Origin of the sequence: Rubidibacter lacunae KORDI 51-2, assembly GCF_000473895.1 — a bacterium.
GTDB classification, from domain to species: domain Bacteria; phylum Cyanobacteriota; class Cyanobacteriia; order Cyanobacteriales; family Rubidibacteraceae; genus Rubidibacter; species Rubidibacter lacunae.
Window position 1 is genome coordinate 16990 of record NZ_ASSJ01000004.1, and the last position, 15700, is coordinate 32689.

Genomic DNA, 15700 nt, shown 5'->3' on the forward strand with positions numbered 1-15700 from the left:
ATGGCAAGGGCTTGGCAAGCGCAATCGAATAACTGACCCGGGGACTGACCAAGCGGTCGAAATCATGCCGAAATTGTGAATCGCGGCACCTACAGCGGCAGGATTTTGTTGCCAAGCAGTCACCCGGTAGCCCTGATTGAAGGCAGCGAAGGCATGAACCATCCCCACAATTCCGGCTCCAACGGTTGCAATTTCAGTGGTTTTTAACGGCATGATTTGGTCCATCTCCGGCAATCACAACAGAACTTAAGCTTGGCTGGCACGTCCAACTTTGCCTCAAGGTAGTGTTGAGGCCGCTTGCTGCTGCTTTGGTAAGCTTTTCCCGGCTTCGCGCCGGTCTTGCACCGCGGTAACAACCATGTCAAAGACTTCTAATTGAATTGCCAGTTTGGCTTCCATCTCAACCTTCTCCTCGGAGCAGGGTAAAGAAATTTACGCGGGTCGATTCCACTTCTGCCGCCGCTGCTTGCCGATTCGCCTGAGCCGATACCTGTAACGGTTGAATCACCTGCCGCTCCACACGGTCCTGCCAGTCAACCTGTTGGAGCAGCGCATCACAAACGGCGGCAAGTTCGGCATGGCGAAGGGAGCGTCCGGCCACATAGCCGAAGCCGGTCAAAGCTTCTTCATTCGTCGGCGTTCCCGACGCTGATGGCACTAATTGCACCACACAGCGAACGATCGTCATCTCCCCCAGGTTGAACGGCTGCCCGGTTCCCTCAGCTCGCCCACGCACCATCGCCAGCCCGATTTCGGGCGATCGCAGAAATTCATAGGCCGGCAAGTCACCCAGCGAGGTTACACCGGCTTCCAACTCAGACAAAGCTGCCTTGGCCAAAACCGAGATCCAGCCCGATCTCGATAAGCCCGTTAGCGTCATGGTTCGCGCTGCGTTCAACATCACTTAATCAAAGGTTAACGGGAACTTGAATTCGTCTAGATGTCTAGATGAATTATGAGGCATAATTGAATGCAATGCAATGCCCTTATCCTGTTTCTATTCGCGTCTAAGTCTCTAAAACCGTTGTTACATGCGCCAAGATGCTCTGCCTCTGTATTTGCAAATTGCCGACGAACTGCGGCGAAATATTAATGATGCGGTGTTTAAGGTGGGCGATCGACTGCCGACGGAAAGTGAGCTGAGCGAACGGTTCGGGGTCAATCGTCACACCCTACGGCGGGCGATCGAGGTGCTGCGGCAAGAAGGCATGGTTGAAGTCGAACGCGGCCGGGGCACCTTTGTGATGGCTGACCCGATCGCTATGACCATTGGTAAGCGGGTTCGCTTCACAGAAGCGCTCAAGGCGCAATCCCTCCAGCCCCACTGGCAGGTACTTCGGGCGCTGGAAATTCCGGCAGATGCCAAATTGGCTAAGCAGTTAGAGATCGAGATCGGAGCCGCCGTGGTGGTGTTTGAACGGCTTAGTTCCATTGACGCTATTCCGCTCGGTCTTTCCACTAGTCACTTCCCCAGTCAGCGATTTCCAGGGTTGCTGGAGCATTGCCAAACCTCTCGTTCGGTCTCAAAGCTTTTGCAACAGGAATATGGATGCGATCACCTGCGGCGGCAAACCCGTCTTTCTGCCCGCGTAGCACAAACAAGCGATGCTCGACTGCTTAAAATGCCAGCCAATCAACCCATTCTCCTGTCAGAGTCGATCAACGTCGACCAGAAGGGGGCGGTCATTGAATATGGGGTGACTCGCTTGCGGGGCGATCGCATGGAACTCGTGCTGGAAAACGAAGACGATTCCATGTAAAAACTCGGTTGCAGAAGGAGCTTGAATGCAGCCCTTAAACAACCCTTTACTTAAGCTTAACCGCCAGTACAATCAATCTTAAACTCGCGATCGGATGATGCATTTGGCTTGTAGCGGATTACAGCTGTAAAAGTTGTCTGGGCATCCTACACCTACATTAAACACATCCTTGTTAGATGTGTTGAAGGTGATGAGATGTCGAAAAGTCCGGCGTCTTAACGTTCAACGGTCAAACCACTGTCATGCGATTAGCTACGGAGTCTGCTTTAGAGAACGCTTTTGCCGCTCCTGCGGTGCAGGTTCGGAAATTAACAAAATCGTTCAAAGGACGTGCTGCTCTCAGCTCTGTTGACTTAAACATTGCGGTAGGAGAGATGGTGGCCTTGGTTGGGGCTTCGGGGTCAGGGAAGTCTACTCTGTTGCGCAATCTGAACGCGTTGCATCAAGCAGAGGTTGGCACCGTAGAGATTTTTGGCAGCCCCCTGCAAGTAGATGGAAAGCTGCACTCCAAGACAAGACAGCTCCGCAGCCAAATTGGCTTTATTTTTCAGCAATTTAATCTGGTTAATCGGTTAACCGTGCTGGAAAACGTTTTAGTGGGCGGGCTCTCTCAAGTTCCACTCCTACGTTCGTTGCGCCGTGGCTTCAGCAAAACTGAAAAGCTACGGGCGCTCTCGGCACTGGAACGAGTTGGCATTTTGGATCAAGCTTACAAACGAGCTTCAGCTCTGTCCGGCGGTCAGCAGCAGCGAGTGGCGATCGCCCGCTGCTTGATGCAGGGAGCGCAAATCATTTTGGCTGATGAGCCAATCGCCTCGCTAGATCCTGAATCAGCCCGCAAGGTAATGGAACTGCTAACTTGCTTGAATGAGAGCGAGGGGATCACCGTGGTCACTTCCCTGCACCAAATCCAAATGGTGCGGCGTTATTTCAAGCGAGCCGTAGCATTACGCGATGGTCGAGTTCGTTTCGATGGTCTCATGATTGATTTGGACGACCGCCAATTAAACGAAATCTACGGTGCTGCTGCTGAAGAGTTAGTTCGCAGCGGTCATGGTGAAGTGTTCACGGCGTCCAAAGCATATTGATCTGCTGCCCTTACCGTCCTAAAAATTGCCGTCAATATGGTACGTATTGAGCGGTGTCATTTAGTTGAGTTGAAATTCGCACAAGGATCGATCCATGACATATTCGACACTAACAAGAGTAGCGGCTCGTCTTACTTTGCTGGTCACTGGAGCCGCATTAATTGCAAGCTGTGGCGGCACCCCAACCCCAGATGAATCAGGTAGCGATACCACTGCCACCGCCGAGGCATCCGGTGATGCTTGTGCTCCTGAAATTGCTGAAATTGACTTCGGTATCATTTCCACCGAATCTCAGACCAACTTGGAAGAACTATGGGAACCGTTCTTGGCTCTTATGTCCGAGGAAATGGGACGCCCAGTGAACAGTTTCTATGCCACCGATTATGCCGGTGTGATTGAAGCGATGGGTGCTGGCAAGATTCAAATTGCATGGTACGGCGGCAAGTCTTACATCGAAGCAGCTAAGCGCTCTGGTGCGGAAGCCTTTGCTCAAACTGTGGATAGCGATGGTTCCAAGGGGTACTACGCACACTTGGTAACCAATGTTGATAATCCGATCGTCTCTGAAATCGATCTTGAAGCAGGAGACGGAGATCGGTACGTCATTGAAAATGCGGCTGAATTGACCTTTGCCTTCAACGACCCGAACTCAACTTCTGGCTTCTTGGTACCTAGCTACTATGTCTTCGCCCAGAACGGGGTTAATCCGAATGAAGCCTTCAGCGAACTGATCTTTGCCGGTAGCCACGAAGCAACTGCGCAAGCTGTAGCCAACAATCAAGTTGATGTTGCTACCAACAACAGTGAATCGATGTCTCGTCTGCAAAAAACTGATGCTGAGGCGTTTGAGCAGGTGCAAATTATTTGGACCTCGCCTCTCATTCCTAGCGATCCAATCGCCTACAAAAGCGATCTTCCGGATTGTTTGAAGGAGGAGTTCCAAGACTTCTTCTACAATATTTCCGATGAATCGGTGTTAGGACCTTTGGATTGGTCTCGTTTTGATGAAGCTGGCGACGAGGATTGGAATCCTATTCGCGAGTTGGATATTGCACGGAAAATCGAAGAGATCAAGAACGACGGCGCTCTCAGTGAAGACGACAAAACCGCCAAGATTAAGGAATTAGGTAAGCAACTAGAGGAGTTGCAATAAGTTTCACAATACTCCTCCAAGACTTCCGCCTGAATTCAACCAGAGCGCGCTCATTTTTCCCGGGGTGAGCTAATCTTACCCCGGAAGTTTGTAAATTCCCAAGACTGACTAAGCAATTCGAATGACCAAAACTCATCGCGGTCGGTAAAAACCAGCCAAACAAACCGCTTGCCGACTTTTTATCATCATAATTAGCGATGTTTTCGCCTTAGCCTCGACTCAGTGGAGGCTTGAGTGAGATGCCTGTTGATCTGTCTGCTAAAACAGACTTGATGCATACGTAAACGATACCGAGAATTTTGTGTAGGATGATGCAAAATCAAGGGGATAGCGCCCCAACCCCAACCACCCAACCCTCAGCCGACGTTCGTCGAGTTATGGCAGAGGAAAAGCCCTTTTGGACAATTTGGAGTATTGGCGGACTCCTTCTAAGTATTGCGATTCTTCTTTATTCAGGCATTATCAGCGACCTTAGTTTTGTTGAGCTGATTGAAGGCACGGGTTCGATGGTCAACTTGATCTTGAAGTTTTTTCCACCGGACTTCCTTCGATGGTGGAGCTACTTCCAAGCAACGATCGAGACGATCGCAATGGGAATTTGGGGAACTTTACTGGCGGTGATTGTCGCGATTCCCTTATCAATTTTGGCATCAGAAAACGTTTGTCCCACTTGGGTGGTGTTCCCTACCCGCCGCATTTTGGATGCGATGCGGGCAATTAATGAGTTGGTGTTTGCCCTGATCTTCATCGTGGCAGTTGGACTCGGCCCTTTTGCTGGCGTATTGGCGTTGTTTATTCATACCGCCGGTACCCTAGGTAAGCTGTTTTCAGAGGCAATCGAGGCGATCGATCCTGGTCCGGTCGAAGGTATCCGAGCCACAGGCTCCAGCAAAGTTCAGGAAGTTATCTTTGGCATAATTCCGCAGGTGGTCCCGCTGTGGACATCTTTTACGTTGTATCGTTTTGAATCTAACGTGCGGTCCGCTTCGGTATTAGGGATTGTGGGCGCAGGTGGTATTGGGGTTGCGTTGTATCAGAATTTTCGGGCGTTCAATTACCAAAATGTTTCCGCAATTTTGATCATTCTGATCGTCACGGTGGGTGCGATTGATACGATTTCAGCACGTATCCGCAACCGATTGGTTTAAGTTTGGATGTATTGCCGCATCCCTTGGTTGGGTCTACACGCCATAGTGGTTGGGTCTACACGCCATAGATTTATTCAGATGGTTGCGGCAATCTTTACTCAGGTAGGAGAATATGACCCGTTTAACTTAGACTTATTAGTACTCTGAAAAGGGAAAGCTATTTTTGGCAGCAACTGCGCCGACAAGCTGCGTTCATAAACACTGTTAACTCATCCAAAATAGAAGATTAAATACCTAATGTAAGTACCCAATCAAAATACAATTGAGATTAATACCATGAACGGCGAATTACTGCTTTATCTGTTGCTGGGCGTGGGCGTGGGAACTCTCAGCGGGTTAATTGGCATCGGTGGTGGAGTACTAATTACCCCTGCGCTGATCTATTTATTTGGCTTCTCCCAACACCTCGCCCAAGGAACGACGCTCGCATTATTAGTTCCACCCATTGGCTTATTGGGAGCTTGGACGTACTTTGACAAAGGTCATGTTGACATTCGTGCCGCTGGTTTTATTTGTGTTGGCTTTGTCTTGGGTGGGTTGTTCGGTGCTAGGTTTGCTGTGGATTTACCCGAAGAGTTTCTGCGAAAAGCATTCGGTGTGTCGCTTATCTTAGTTGGGCTAAAAATGTTTACTAGCTAGCAATTGCATGCCATCAATATAGCACCCACAAGTTTATGGGTAGAATTTATGGTTAGATAGGTGTTATGGCTTCGATCTAAATAGAACGAAACCCCTTTTGCATTGCTGCGAACAATCTAGTTTATTGCAAAGCTTGGTTTGCCGTTTGCTCTATTTTTCTAGCTGCCTCAGCCTTGCGTTCGCTGTAGCGATCGGTCAATTCATCAACCTTGTCACGTAACAAAATCGTAAATCGATAGAGCTCTTCCATCACATCAATCACGCGATCGCGGTAGGGCGAGTCTTTCATTGTGCCGTCCTCGTGAAACTCTTGATAGGCTTTAGCTACAGAGGATTGATTGGGGATAGTAAACATGCGCATCCACCGTCCCAGAATCCGCATTGTATTCACAGCATTAAAGGATTGCGAACCCCCAGAAACCTGCATGACTGCAAGAGTTCGACCCTGAGTGGGTCGAACTGCACCTATACTGAGCGGAATCCAATCAATTTGGGTTTTCAATAGCCCCGAGATATTGCCGTGCAATTCTGGGCTAGACCAGACCTGGCCTTCCGACCAAAGTGACAGTTCTCTTAGTTCTTGCACCTTGGGATGGGTTTCTGGCTCTGCCCCATGTAAGGGCAAACCATATGGGTTGAAAAATTTCACCTCCGCGCCAAATTCTTCAATGATGCGGGCAGCTTCTTCGGCGAGCAAACGACTGTATGACCGTTCGCGCAATGAGCCGTAGAGGAATAGAATGCGGGGTTTACGATCTAAACTCATTTTGAATTGATAGAGTTGACAACAAATGTGTAAGAGCACTAGCAAACGAGCAGGGCATTGATATATGTCCCGGTTGGATTAGTGTGTGACTGGCACACCAAACTCTGCATCTTTAATCGCGATCGAACATTGATACTTGAGTTGGCGATCGCAGTCCGCTAATAGTGTCATAACTTCTACTTCACTTAACGCGGCTAGAGCTGGAGAAATTCGCACATACTGCTGGAGATATTCATAATAATATGCGTGGTGCTGAGCTTGAGTTAAATCTGGCGCGACTGACACGACAAAATCATAGGTTTCAATTGTCTTATTTTTCCCATTGCAATTGCCTTCGGTTAGATCGACTCTGTAGTCTTCGTAAGCTAAAAAGCAATGAATTTGGGGAATAAAAGCGAGTCCGTGAGGTGCTAGTAGCGCATTAACCCCGGTGACAATGTCATCATTCAGGCGATAGAAGCCGAGATTTTTACGTATGGGCAGATCGTGTTCCAGAGCCAAACGGGCGATCGCCCCATGCTTGGTGGTACAGGTTCCTCGCTCTTCAGCGAACAAAATTAGGGAGTCTTCATTACTGGAATTCACGCCATAGGGTAAATCTTTCGTCCACTGACAGGCTTCATGAAACGTGCTTACACCTTGCTGGAGATACTGCGCCGAAATAACACCGCGTTCTTGCAAGGTCACATCTGGCAATACCTGAATCGGTGACATTGACATTGAGTGCATCACAAAATCCTCCAAAAAATAACACGTAAAGCCCGAACACGGTCATATGGCTTGAAAATCTGTCTCCCTGAGCGGTAGAGAGTTTTCGGGTTAGGGCAATAATCTTGGGATGTATCCCAACAAACTGCTGGAAGGCATTTTTATATCACCGCTGTGTAAAGTAGTCCCGCCACAATCGAGCCCAGAAAAGCAAAGCCTAAATAGGCCATGAACACCGGCCTGCGCGCGAGTGCAAACACCGCAATCATAGCCGGAATGCTGGTTGCGCCGCCAGCCAGGAGGAAGGTCATACCCGCACCAGGGGACATGCCTTGCTGAATCAAGCCATCGACTAAGGGCAACGCCGCATAGCCATTGAGATAGGCTGGAATACCGACCAATGCCGCCGCCAAAATCGAACGTAAGCTGCTGTCACCCGCAATCGTTTGAATCCAGCCATCTGGCACATAAATAATCATCAAGCTTTCGAGCAGAAAAGCCAGCGCCAACCATTTACCCAAAAACCAGGCGTTCTTGCGCGCCCCTTCCCAAAATTTTTGCCGCCGCTCTGCTTCCTGCCAATACTGCCAAGCAACAGGCTTGGGATTGCGAACCCGATTGCCCCCGCACCCCCCATTGCCCACCCCTGCTTGAAGTGGATTGGCAAATGCCTGGGATGACCAACCCGATCCAATCAAGATCGAGGTTCCATAGCCACCCAATAAGCCAACCCCCACGGTAGCTATGGTTTTCGCGATCGCAAAGTGCAATCCCAAGGTGCCGACTGTAAGCACAAACATAGATGGATCCATTAATGGCGACGACAGCCAAAAGGCCATGACTGCAGCTACGGGCACCCCCATTGAGAGCAATGCCGCAATCAGGGGTATGACCCCACAGGAACAAAATGGCGAAAACGCCCCAAACATGGCTGCAAGGGGAATCATCACTGCCAGGCGACCTTGGAAGGCTTTGGCAATCAGGTTATCGGCTCCGCTCGCTGTGGCGTAGGCAGCAATGCCAATCGACAGCAGCAGAAAGAGGATCGTCTCCCATAAGTTTTTGAGCGTAAACCACAAGCTCGGACCGACCTGAGTCGGCACTAAAAACGCGAGTCCCAGCACAATCAGGGCGATCGCCAGCACGACGCGGTCAAGCTGTTGCAGGCTGCGCTGAAAGCGGGTCAAAACTTTGGCAGTCATGGGCGAACGTTCCTTGACGAATGCATTGCGGAATGGATGCTGATGAGACTAGTGAAAAGACGTTGAGGGCAATATGCTGAAGCTCAAATGCTTAGACCTTACTTTTGTATTTCGTGAAATATCGAATCAATGCCAAATCCTACATCGATGCTCATAAACTCAACTTGCCATTGCCATCGACCTGCCCAGGAAGTGGGTGAAGTTATGTCGTCCTTGAGCCAGGGTGCGGTGACGTCACCTCGACTCAATCTCGCTCAGTCAAGTCCAGATCGGCCACCGCAATGACCTGATTGCGAGTACAACATTCCTCAAACAAGAAATCAATCAGCGATCGCAGCACCTTAGGCTCCACCGCATACCAAATCCACTGCCGATCCTTTTGTGCCGTCACGATCCCGACCTGACGCAATTTATCCAAGTGATGAGACAGCGTCGGAGCCGCAACCTCCAACTCTTTTTGAATGTCCCCGGCAGGCAAGCCCTGGGGGTGCGCTGACAACAGCAACCGGACAATGCGCAGTCGCGAGGGTTGTCCCAGGGCAGCAAAGGCGCTGGCAATATCATCCGTTGTGGATGAGGAGGTATTTGGCATTTCCATATTTTGACAATAATCGAAATACATTGCAATGTCAACTAATTGGATGTGTCCTGTTCTGCAAATTCATCCCTCATCCCGCAGCCCCTTCAGTCACACGGGGCGAAGGGGAGCTGGATCGAGAGTCATTCTTGCCCGAAAGGAGGAATTTACCTCGGTGACAAGTCGGAGTTCGCCCGATATTACGGCCGCTATCCCATTGCGCGCAGTCAAGCACAATTTGCTGACCCGCAACGCAAACCGTCCAGAAAAGGTGCGATCGCCTGGCCGTGAAGATACTTTGGTCAGAACCTTCCGGGATTCTCTTTAAGCTGCATGATGGAAACCTCGCTGACGCCCGACGATCGCTGGGTTTCGAGGCAAGTGTCAAGAAACATGCCGCCGAACGGAAACCTGGCTGAACTTGCGACAATTGCTACAAAGCCGGTCTCGACTGTACTTGCCAACTTATCCTGACGGCGGTCGGAGAAATCGGTATGCAGCAACTGCGGATCGTCCGAATTCCTCAGAATGGTAAGGCAAGCTTAGCGGCAGTTTGAACAAAAGCTTGGCAGTCAGTCTGGCGATCGCTCAGCGAGAGTCATCGGGCGGCTTGGTAGCGATCGCCAACTGAACGCGATCCAGCTCGCGTAGGCGATCCATTACGGAAACAACTCTACCGTGGGGGACTGCTTCATCGGCGTTAATGACGATGAGGGTGTCAGCGTCAGGGACAAGGAGTACGCTCACTCGTGCGGTCAGGTCGGCTAAGGAAACTGGCGTTTCGTTGATGGCGATCGCGCCGTTGGATGCGATCGTGACCGTGAGTTCTGGGGCGGGTTGCGATTTCGCCGTGCCAGCTTGAGGCAGGTTGACACTCAACCCCTCAGCGCGGGTCAGATACAGTGTCGAGATGATGAAGAACGCTAATATCGAAAATATTACGTCGATGGTGGGAACGAGGTTAATTCCGAATGGTGGGTCTGACTCAGCGGGTAGACGCATAGTTGGGCTGACCCCCTTTCTCGTGGTAGCGGCGGTACAGCAGTTCGAGCTGACCGCCGTACTCTTGAATTAGCGCCAGCTGGCGCTGGTAAAACCCGCGAAAAAGATTTGCAAACACCAACGTAAAAATGGCAACCACCAACCCCATGACCGTCGAGACCAGCGCTTCGCTGATGCCTCCGGTCACAACTGTGGTGCTTTCGCCGCCGACATCGCCAATCTGCAGCGCTGAGAACGAAGCGATCAAACCAAGGATTGTCCCGAGCAAACCCAGCAACGGGGCAATGCTGATGATGGTCTCGAACATAGTCGAAGAGCGTTTCAGTGTCGGAATTTCAGCTTGAGCAGCGCTTTCGAGGGCAAGGCGAAACTCCTCCGCGGTCGGGCGATCGAGTTCGAGGGCCTCTAGGAAAATGCGCGCGATCGGCAGGCTGGCTTGTTTCCGCAAGCGCTGGACGGCAACGTGTGGATCATTCGGGTAGATGCGCAGGATGTCGCGGGCGACGCGGGGTTGGCGGCGGTTTACGCGGCCCCAAAAAATTAGTCGCTCGACGATTAACGCCACAGAGATAATCGAAGCTCCCAGTAAAGGGTACGCCACGATCCCCCCAGCAGTCAGAAAGTTATCGATCTCCATTCCATACACTCGGGTCATCTTGCACGAGAAATCGCCCGAGCGGACCCGAGCGCGCTGTAAAAAGAGAAGCTATTTCATCCCTCCATCATTCAAACACAAAGTTACGAAAGATTTTCAAGAAGATGGGAAATTGGTTACACGCAAGAAGTTCCTGCCAAGCCCTACCATTGCGCCTCGATCGCAGTTAACCCGCTACCCCCCCTAAGCGAGCATCTGCATCAAATCCAGTCTTGGAGGATATTACAAGCCTGTGAATTACTGATTCAGAGGCGCCGTCGCTGTTGATGGAAGTAGCGTTGCCTTCTAAATCCTGCTGAAATTATTAGAATTCAGTTTCAATTATTATGAATGACCTAGCCCTGCGTCTCGGGAGAGCAGCGAGCGATGGAGGCGCGGCTAATGGAGGATTGTTCGGGTTCGGCTTTGCAGACTCGACACCCAGCTGGGTAAGCTGCCTTTGCTGAATCTGAGTTTGTGCTCGAACCCGCCCTCTGGGTCCTGAAGTTGCTTCGAGAGGCAGCGCACTGCCCAATTGGGATGACCCGCGGACGACCGAGGCTCGTGAACCGCGCAGAAATTGTGGCAGGCCGCCCTGACGACACCGTGCCAGCCAGCGCGGGAGCGTACCTTGATGTTTGCCAGGCACCCGCGCCGTGGTTGAGATCGTCATCTGCTCTCCTCGAAATCAGTTACGGCGCTTGCAAGCGCCCTGGCGCTGACGGATGTTTCTCCACTCACAGCAATGCCTGGAGTTCCACGGTTCTCTAGCTAATTTCAACGTGGCTGGCTCCACTGATCGGAGTTTCTCCAGTCGCTGTTCCTACTTCTAGCGTCGGTTACTCATTTTTTACACTTGATACAACTTGACCCAGCTCAGCCGCCTTCGTTGGTTGAAAAAACGCTCTAATAACGTGGGGTTAACCTGGAGTCGACTAAACGTTAACCTCATTTCGGTATAAGTATAGATGTCTAGACAAAGCGTTGCATTTAACCTGCTATGGCCGAAGCGATTTTCACCAACTACCGCTTACAACTACCAGATGAAGAGGTGCTTGGTACCCTCGTTGTGTGCGATGGAGCGATCTCTGATATCCAGCCAGGGGTCGTCAGCCGTGGCCAAGATGGTGCCGGTGACTATCTACTGCCGGGTCTGGTAGAGCTGCACACCGATAACTTCGAGCAGCGGTTATCGCCCCGTCCAAAGGTTTACTGGCCCATGGAGATAGCAGCGGTTTACCACGATCGCGATTTGGCCGCGGCGGGCATCACCACCGTGTGTGACGCGATCGCGGTGGGCGACATCACCCCTGCCTCCATGCGTATGACCCAGTTCGGCCCCATGATCGATACCATTCACCAAGGTCAAATCGAGGGACGGTTTGCGGTGGATCATCGGCTTCATCTGCGCTGCGAATTGGGCTACGAGCATGTACATGCGGTAACCGAGCCCTATGCAACCCATCCCCTCCTGGCCCTGATTTCGTTGATGGACCATACCCCCGGACAGCGTCAGTTTGCTCGGGTAGATAAGTACAAGGAGTATTACCAAGGCAAGCACGGTGTGAGCGAAGCAGAGATGGAGGGCTTTATTCAATTGCGCGTCGATAACCAGCAACGCCATGCTGTGGACAATCGGCGTAAGCTCGTTGAGCTGACCCAGACCCACCAAATTTGCCTTGCCAGCCACGATGATGCCACCCCAGAGCATGTCAAGGAGTCCCTGCAAGATGGGGTGAAAATTGCCGAGTTTCCGACCACGCTAGCGGCGGCAAATGAAGCCCACCAGCATGGTTTGCAAGTATTGATGGGGGCACCAAATTTGATTCTCGGCGGGTCCCACTCGGGCAATGTGTCTGCAATGGAATTGCTCGAGCATGATTTGGTCGATATTATTTCCTCAGATTACGTGCCCCAAAGCTCGATCCAGGCAATGTTCATCATTGCCGAGCAACAGGATAAGCCGCTTCATGAAGCGATGCGTTATTTCACCTCGAATCCGGCAAAAGCGATCGGGATGGCTGCCGATCGCGGCAGTTTGGCGATCGGGAAACGCGCCGATTTCATCACTATCCACCACGACGGTGTAGTGCCCAGACTCACTTCAGTCCGTCGACAGGGCAAACGGATCGCTTGACCCACTGCTCGACCCACTGCTTGACCCACTTGAGTTTGCCAGATTCAAGCCATGCATAATATCGAAGCTCTTTAATTAAAGCCTAATGACTTCGCGGGTTTTGTAAGCTCAATCCACACTAAGGCTGAACTGCCCTTTCCCCCTGAATGCCAATGCAACCGACGGACTTAGCGCCCAACCTGGCTTTGCAAGGTGCCACCGTTTTAACCCCCAACGGCTGGTTGGACGAAACTACTGTTCTAATCCGCGAGGGTAAATTTGAGGCGATCGGTCACCTGCCCAAACCAAGCGGCTATATGTCAATTGATGTTACCGGACTCCAGCTGCTGCCGGGTCTGGTCGATATTCACGGCGATGCCTTCGAACGGATGATTTGTCCGCGTCCGGGGATAATGTTGCCCCTGTCAATGGCCTTGGTAGAAAACGATCGGGCCTTGTTGAGTGCGGGCATCACCACTTTTTTTTACTCGATTACTGACTCATTTGAACCGGGTTTGCGTAGTCGAGACATGGCACGTCAACTAATTGGCCGCCTGACCCAAACGAACAATGGTTTGCGAGTTGATAGTCGCATCCACATTCGTCACGAACAAGCCAATACTGCAAATCATGACGAACTCTGCCAGTGGTTAGAATCGCGTGCCGTCACTCTGCTCTCACTGAATAATCATTTGCCGCCAACCTTGGATGATGAAACCTTGCAAAGATACACCAAGGGATTGCGCCAACGGGTTAAGTTGTCCGAAGCCGAGATTCGCGATTTGATTGCCGTTGCCTACGATCGCCAAGTTGAGGGTCTGGTGCAGTGTGAGGATTTAGTGCAGCGCTGCCATCAGTTTGGGATTCCAGTGGCCTCCCATGATGACGAAACCGCTGCCGATGTCGCTAAAAGTGGGGAACGGGGGGTGGCGATCGCCGAATTTCCGGCTTCCGTTGCCTTAGCAAAACAATCCCGTGCCTATGGCGCGGCAGTGCTGATGGGTGCACCCAATCTTGTGCGGGGTGGGTCTCATGTGGGCTACATGAGTGTGGCTGCTGCTGCCCAAGCCGGGGTGCTCGATTGTCTCTGCTCGGACTATCACTACCCCTCCCTTTTTCACGCGCCCTTTCGCTTAGCAGAACAGGAATTGATGTCCTTCGAGCAGGCATGGCGTTGTGTTTCGGAATATCCGGCCAAGGCAGCAAAGTTAGGACAACAGAAAGGGCAAATTGCCCCTGGCTATGATGCCGACTTTCTGTTGCTATCGCCCAATGGAGACCTGCCGAATGCAATTCGGGCGGTTTACATTGCAGGGCGGTTGGTGCAAAAGTCCTCCTAATTCGGCTTTTGTTCGGTCAACCAGCCCGCTCTACCAACTTAGAATCAATAGATATCGACAACATCATGGAACAGACGCTCACAACACTTACAAGTATTTTGTCGGTCTATCGCGATCGCGGGCGCGCCCAATATGGCAGCGAAGCGGTCAGCCAATTAGAGCATGCGTTGCAATGTGCAACCTTGGCTCAAACGGCTGGGCAATCAGAGGCAATGATTACCGCTTGTTTGCTGCACGACTTCGGACACTTGGTGCACCATCTTGGGGACGATCCGGCTTTACTCGGCATCGACGATCGCCACGAAGCCCGCGCTATTCCAGTTTTAGAACAGCTCTTCCCCGCCGCCGTAACCCGACCCATCCAGCTCCATGTCGCGGCTAAGCGCTACCTCTGTGCCGTGGATCCAGACTATTGGGACTCCCTGTCTTTGGCTTCAAAGCGTAGCCTGGAACTCCAGGGTGGGGTGTACTCGGCTGAAGCCGCTGCCGCCTTTATTCAACAACCGTATGCCGAGCAAGCCGTGCAACTTCGCCGCTGGGATGACCTCGCGAAAGTCGCGAATCTAAGCACACCCGATTTGGATCGTTTTCTGCCCTGCCTCCAAGTCGCCAGCCAAACCAACCCGGTTTAAGCTGCCGCGATCGCCTTAAAGCTCCAAGTCCCTCTCCAGGAATGATTCGCCCCTATCACATGCCGGACCAGGCCATACCTTTCCGGTAACCTGACCCACCATGACCCTGATTGCCCAAATTAGCGATCTTCACGTTCAGACTCCTGGACAACTCGCCTACGGTGTCGTTGATACCAATCGTCTCGTAGCGCAAGCGATCGCCCAAATCAACCAACTTCAGCCCCATCCCGATGCGATCGTTGCCAGCGGGGATTTAGTGCAGCACGGCACCATCGACGAATATGAAACCTTGAAGACCATCCTGTCTCCACTGCGATCGCCCCTATTTCTGATGCCCGGCAACCATGACTGTCGGGCAAACTTGCGTCAGGTTTTCACCCATCAGCCTTTCAGTTTGAGTCCCTTAGGGCACCTTAGCTATGCGGTTGATTGCGATCCATTGCGATTGATCTTGCTGGATAATACACACCCCAAAAAGAAAGCTGGTTGGTTGGATGAGCAACGACTCAAATGGCTTGCACATCAACTTGAGGAAGCCCCTCAAAGCCCTACCATTATATTTATGCATCATCCACCTTTTCTCACTGGTATTCCGTGGATGGATCGGCACCAGTTAGAGGGGGAGAGGGAACTCAAAGCATTGGTTGCTAAACATCAGCAGGTTGAGCGAGTTAGCTGCGGCCATTTGCATCGAGGGATGTATTGTCGTTGGGCAGGAGCGATCGCCAGTGCTCAACCAAGCTTGGTTCATCAAGGAGGATTAGAGTTGCGACCTGATACACCCAGCCAGTTCGTCATGGAACCTCCAGCCTATCAATTACACATCTGGAAGAACCAGAGTCTAATTTCCCACATAGCTTTTATTGGCAAATTCGACGGTCCCTATCGTTTTTCTGATGGGAGAAGAGTAACTTCATTAACACATAACTAGAAGC

Annotated in this window: 17 protein-coding genes; 9 read left to right on the forward strand and 8 right to left on the reverse strand. The window is 51.5% G+C overall.

Annotated features, from left to right (window positions below):
- Positions 1 to 276 precede the first annotated feature (276 nt).
- A complete protein-coding gene (locus KR51_RS20850) occupies positions 277 to 399 on the reverse strand; it encodes a hypothetical protein (protein WP_022603897.1) in 123 nt (40 codons plus the stop codon).
- Between the two features lies 1 nt (position 400).
- Complete coding sequence (gene phnG / locus KR51_RS00875; RefSeq protein WP_022603898.1) at positions 401 to 880, reverse strand: phosphonate C-P lyase system protein PhnG; 480 nt, start codon at positions 878 to 880, stop codon at positions 401 to 403.
- 151 nt (positions 881 to 1031) lie between these two features.
- On the opposite strand from phnG, the gene phnF reads away from it, so the two are divergent.
- The 5 genes from phnF (at position 1032) to KR51_RS00900 (ending at position 5788) form a co-directional block, all read left to right on the forward strand.
- Entirely contained in the window at positions 1032 to 1760 is a 729-nt protein-coding gene (phnF, locus tag KR51_RS00880) for a phosphonate metabolism transcriptional regulator PhnF (RefSeq protein ID WP_022603899.1), read from the forward strand.
- A 242-nt stretch (positions 1761 to 2002) separates the two neighbouring features.
- Positions 2003 to 2848 carry a phosphonate ABC transporter ATP-binding protein gene (gene phnC / locus KR51_RS00885; RefSeq protein WP_022603900.1) on the forward strand — a complete coding sequence of 282 codons (846 nt, stop codon included), beginning with the start codon at positions 2003 to 2005 and terminating at the stop codon, positions 2846 to 2848.
- Positions 2849 to 2942: 94 nt separating this feature from the next.
- Complete coding sequence (gene phnD, locus KR51_RS00890) at positions 2943 to 4001, forward strand: phosphonate ABC transporter substrate-binding protein (RefSeq protein ID WP_022603901.1); 1059 nt, start codon at positions 2943 to 2945, stop codon at positions 3999 to 4001.
- Positions 4002 to 4378: 377 nt separating this feature from the next.
- Positions 4379 to 5149 (forward strand): phosphonate ABC transporter, permease protein PhnE, encoded by a 771-nt coding sequence (gene phnE / locus KR51_RS00895; protein ID WP_022603902.1) that lies wholly within the window; start codon positions 4379 to 4381, stop codon positions 5147 to 5149.
- 276 nt (positions 5150 to 5425) lie between these two features.
- Positions 5426 to 5788 carry a sulfite exporter TauE/SafE family protein gene (locus KR51_RS00900; protein WP_022603903.1) on the forward strand — a complete coding sequence of 121 codons (363 nt, stop codon included), beginning with the start codon at positions 5426 to 5428 and terminating at the stop codon, positions 5786 to 5788.
- 121 nt (positions 5789 to 5909) lie between these two features.
- Here KR51_RS00900 and arsH read toward each other — a convergent pair whose 3' ends face one another.
- The 6 genes from arsH to KR51_RS00935 form a co-directional block, all read right to left on the reverse strand.
- Positions 5910 to 6554: an arsenical resistance protein ArsH gene (gene arsH, locus KR51_RS00905; RefSeq protein ID WP_022603904.1), complete on the reverse strand. Its 645-nt coding sequence runs from the start codon at positions 6552 to 6554 to the stop codon at positions 5910 to 5912.
- 78 nt (positions 6555 to 6632) lie between these two features.
- Positions 6633 to 7283, reverse strand: coding sequence for a hypothetical protein (locus KR51_RS00910; protein WP_022603906.1), 651 nt, complete (start codon positions 7281 to 7283; stop codon positions 6633 to 6635).
- A gap of 140 nt (positions 7284 to 7423) precedes the next feature.
- The gene (locus KR51_RS00915) at positions 7424 to 8464 is read right to left on the reverse strand and encodes a permease (protein ID WP_022603908.1); all 1041 of its coding nucleotides are present in this window, start codon (positions 8462 to 8464) and stop codon (positions 7424 to 7426) included.
- A gap of 244 nt (positions 8465 to 8708) precedes the next feature.
- Positions 8709 to 9086 carry an ArsR/SmtB family transcription factor gene (locus KR51_RS00920; protein WP_022603910.1) on the reverse strand — a complete coding sequence of 126 codons (378 nt, stop codon included), beginning with the start codon at positions 9084 to 9086 and terminating at the stop codon, positions 8709 to 8711.
- A gap of 543 nt (positions 9087 to 9629) precedes the next feature.
- On the reverse strand, positions 9630 to 10043 hold the full coding sequence (locus KR51_RS00930; RefSeq protein WP_022603912.1) for an ExbD/TolR family protein: 414 nt from the start codon (positions 10041 to 10043) through the stop codon (positions 9630 to 9632).
- The gene (locus KR51_RS00935; protein ID WP_022603914.1) at positions 10027 to 10680 is read right to left on the reverse strand and encodes a MotA/TolQ/ExbB proton channel family protein; all 654 of its coding nucleotides are present in this window, start codon (positions 10678 to 10680) and stop codon (positions 10027 to 10029) included. Before KR51_RS00935 ends, KR51_RS00930 begins: the two co-directional genes overlap by 17 nt.
- A 997-nt stretch (positions 10681 to 11677) precedes the next feature.
- Between KR51_RS00935 and KR51_RS00940 the strand changes: the two genes are divergently transcribed.
- The 4 genes from KR51_RS00940 (at position 11678) to KR51_RS17865 (ending at position 15696) form a co-directional block, all read left to right on the forward strand.
- Positions 11678 to 12814, forward strand: coding sequence for an alpha-D-ribose 1-methylphosphonate 5-triphosphate diphosphatase (locus KR51_RS00940; RefSeq protein ID WP_022603918.1), 1137 nt, complete (start codon positions 11678 to 11680; stop codon positions 12812 to 12814).
- A 152-nt stretch (positions 12815 to 12966) separates the two neighbouring features.
- Positions 12967 to 14133, forward strand: coding sequence for an alpha-D-ribose 1-methylphosphonate 5-triphosphate diphosphatase (locus tag KR51_RS00945; RefSeq protein ID WP_022603919.1), 1167 nt, complete (start codon positions 12967 to 12969; stop codon positions 14131 to 14133).
- Positions 14134 to 14198: 65 nt separating this feature from the next.
- Entirely contained in the window at positions 14199 to 14765 is a 567-nt protein-coding gene (locus tag KR51_RS00950) for a phosphonate degradation HD-domain oxygenase (protein ID WP_022603921.1), read from the forward strand.
- A 100-nt stretch (positions 14766 to 14865) separates the two neighbouring features.
- Positions 14866 to 15696, forward strand: coding sequence for a phosphodiesterase (locus tag KR51_RS17865; protein WP_022603923.1), 831 nt, complete (start codon positions 14866 to 14868; stop codon positions 15694 to 15696).
- Positions 15697 to 15700 lie beyond the last annotated feature (4 nt).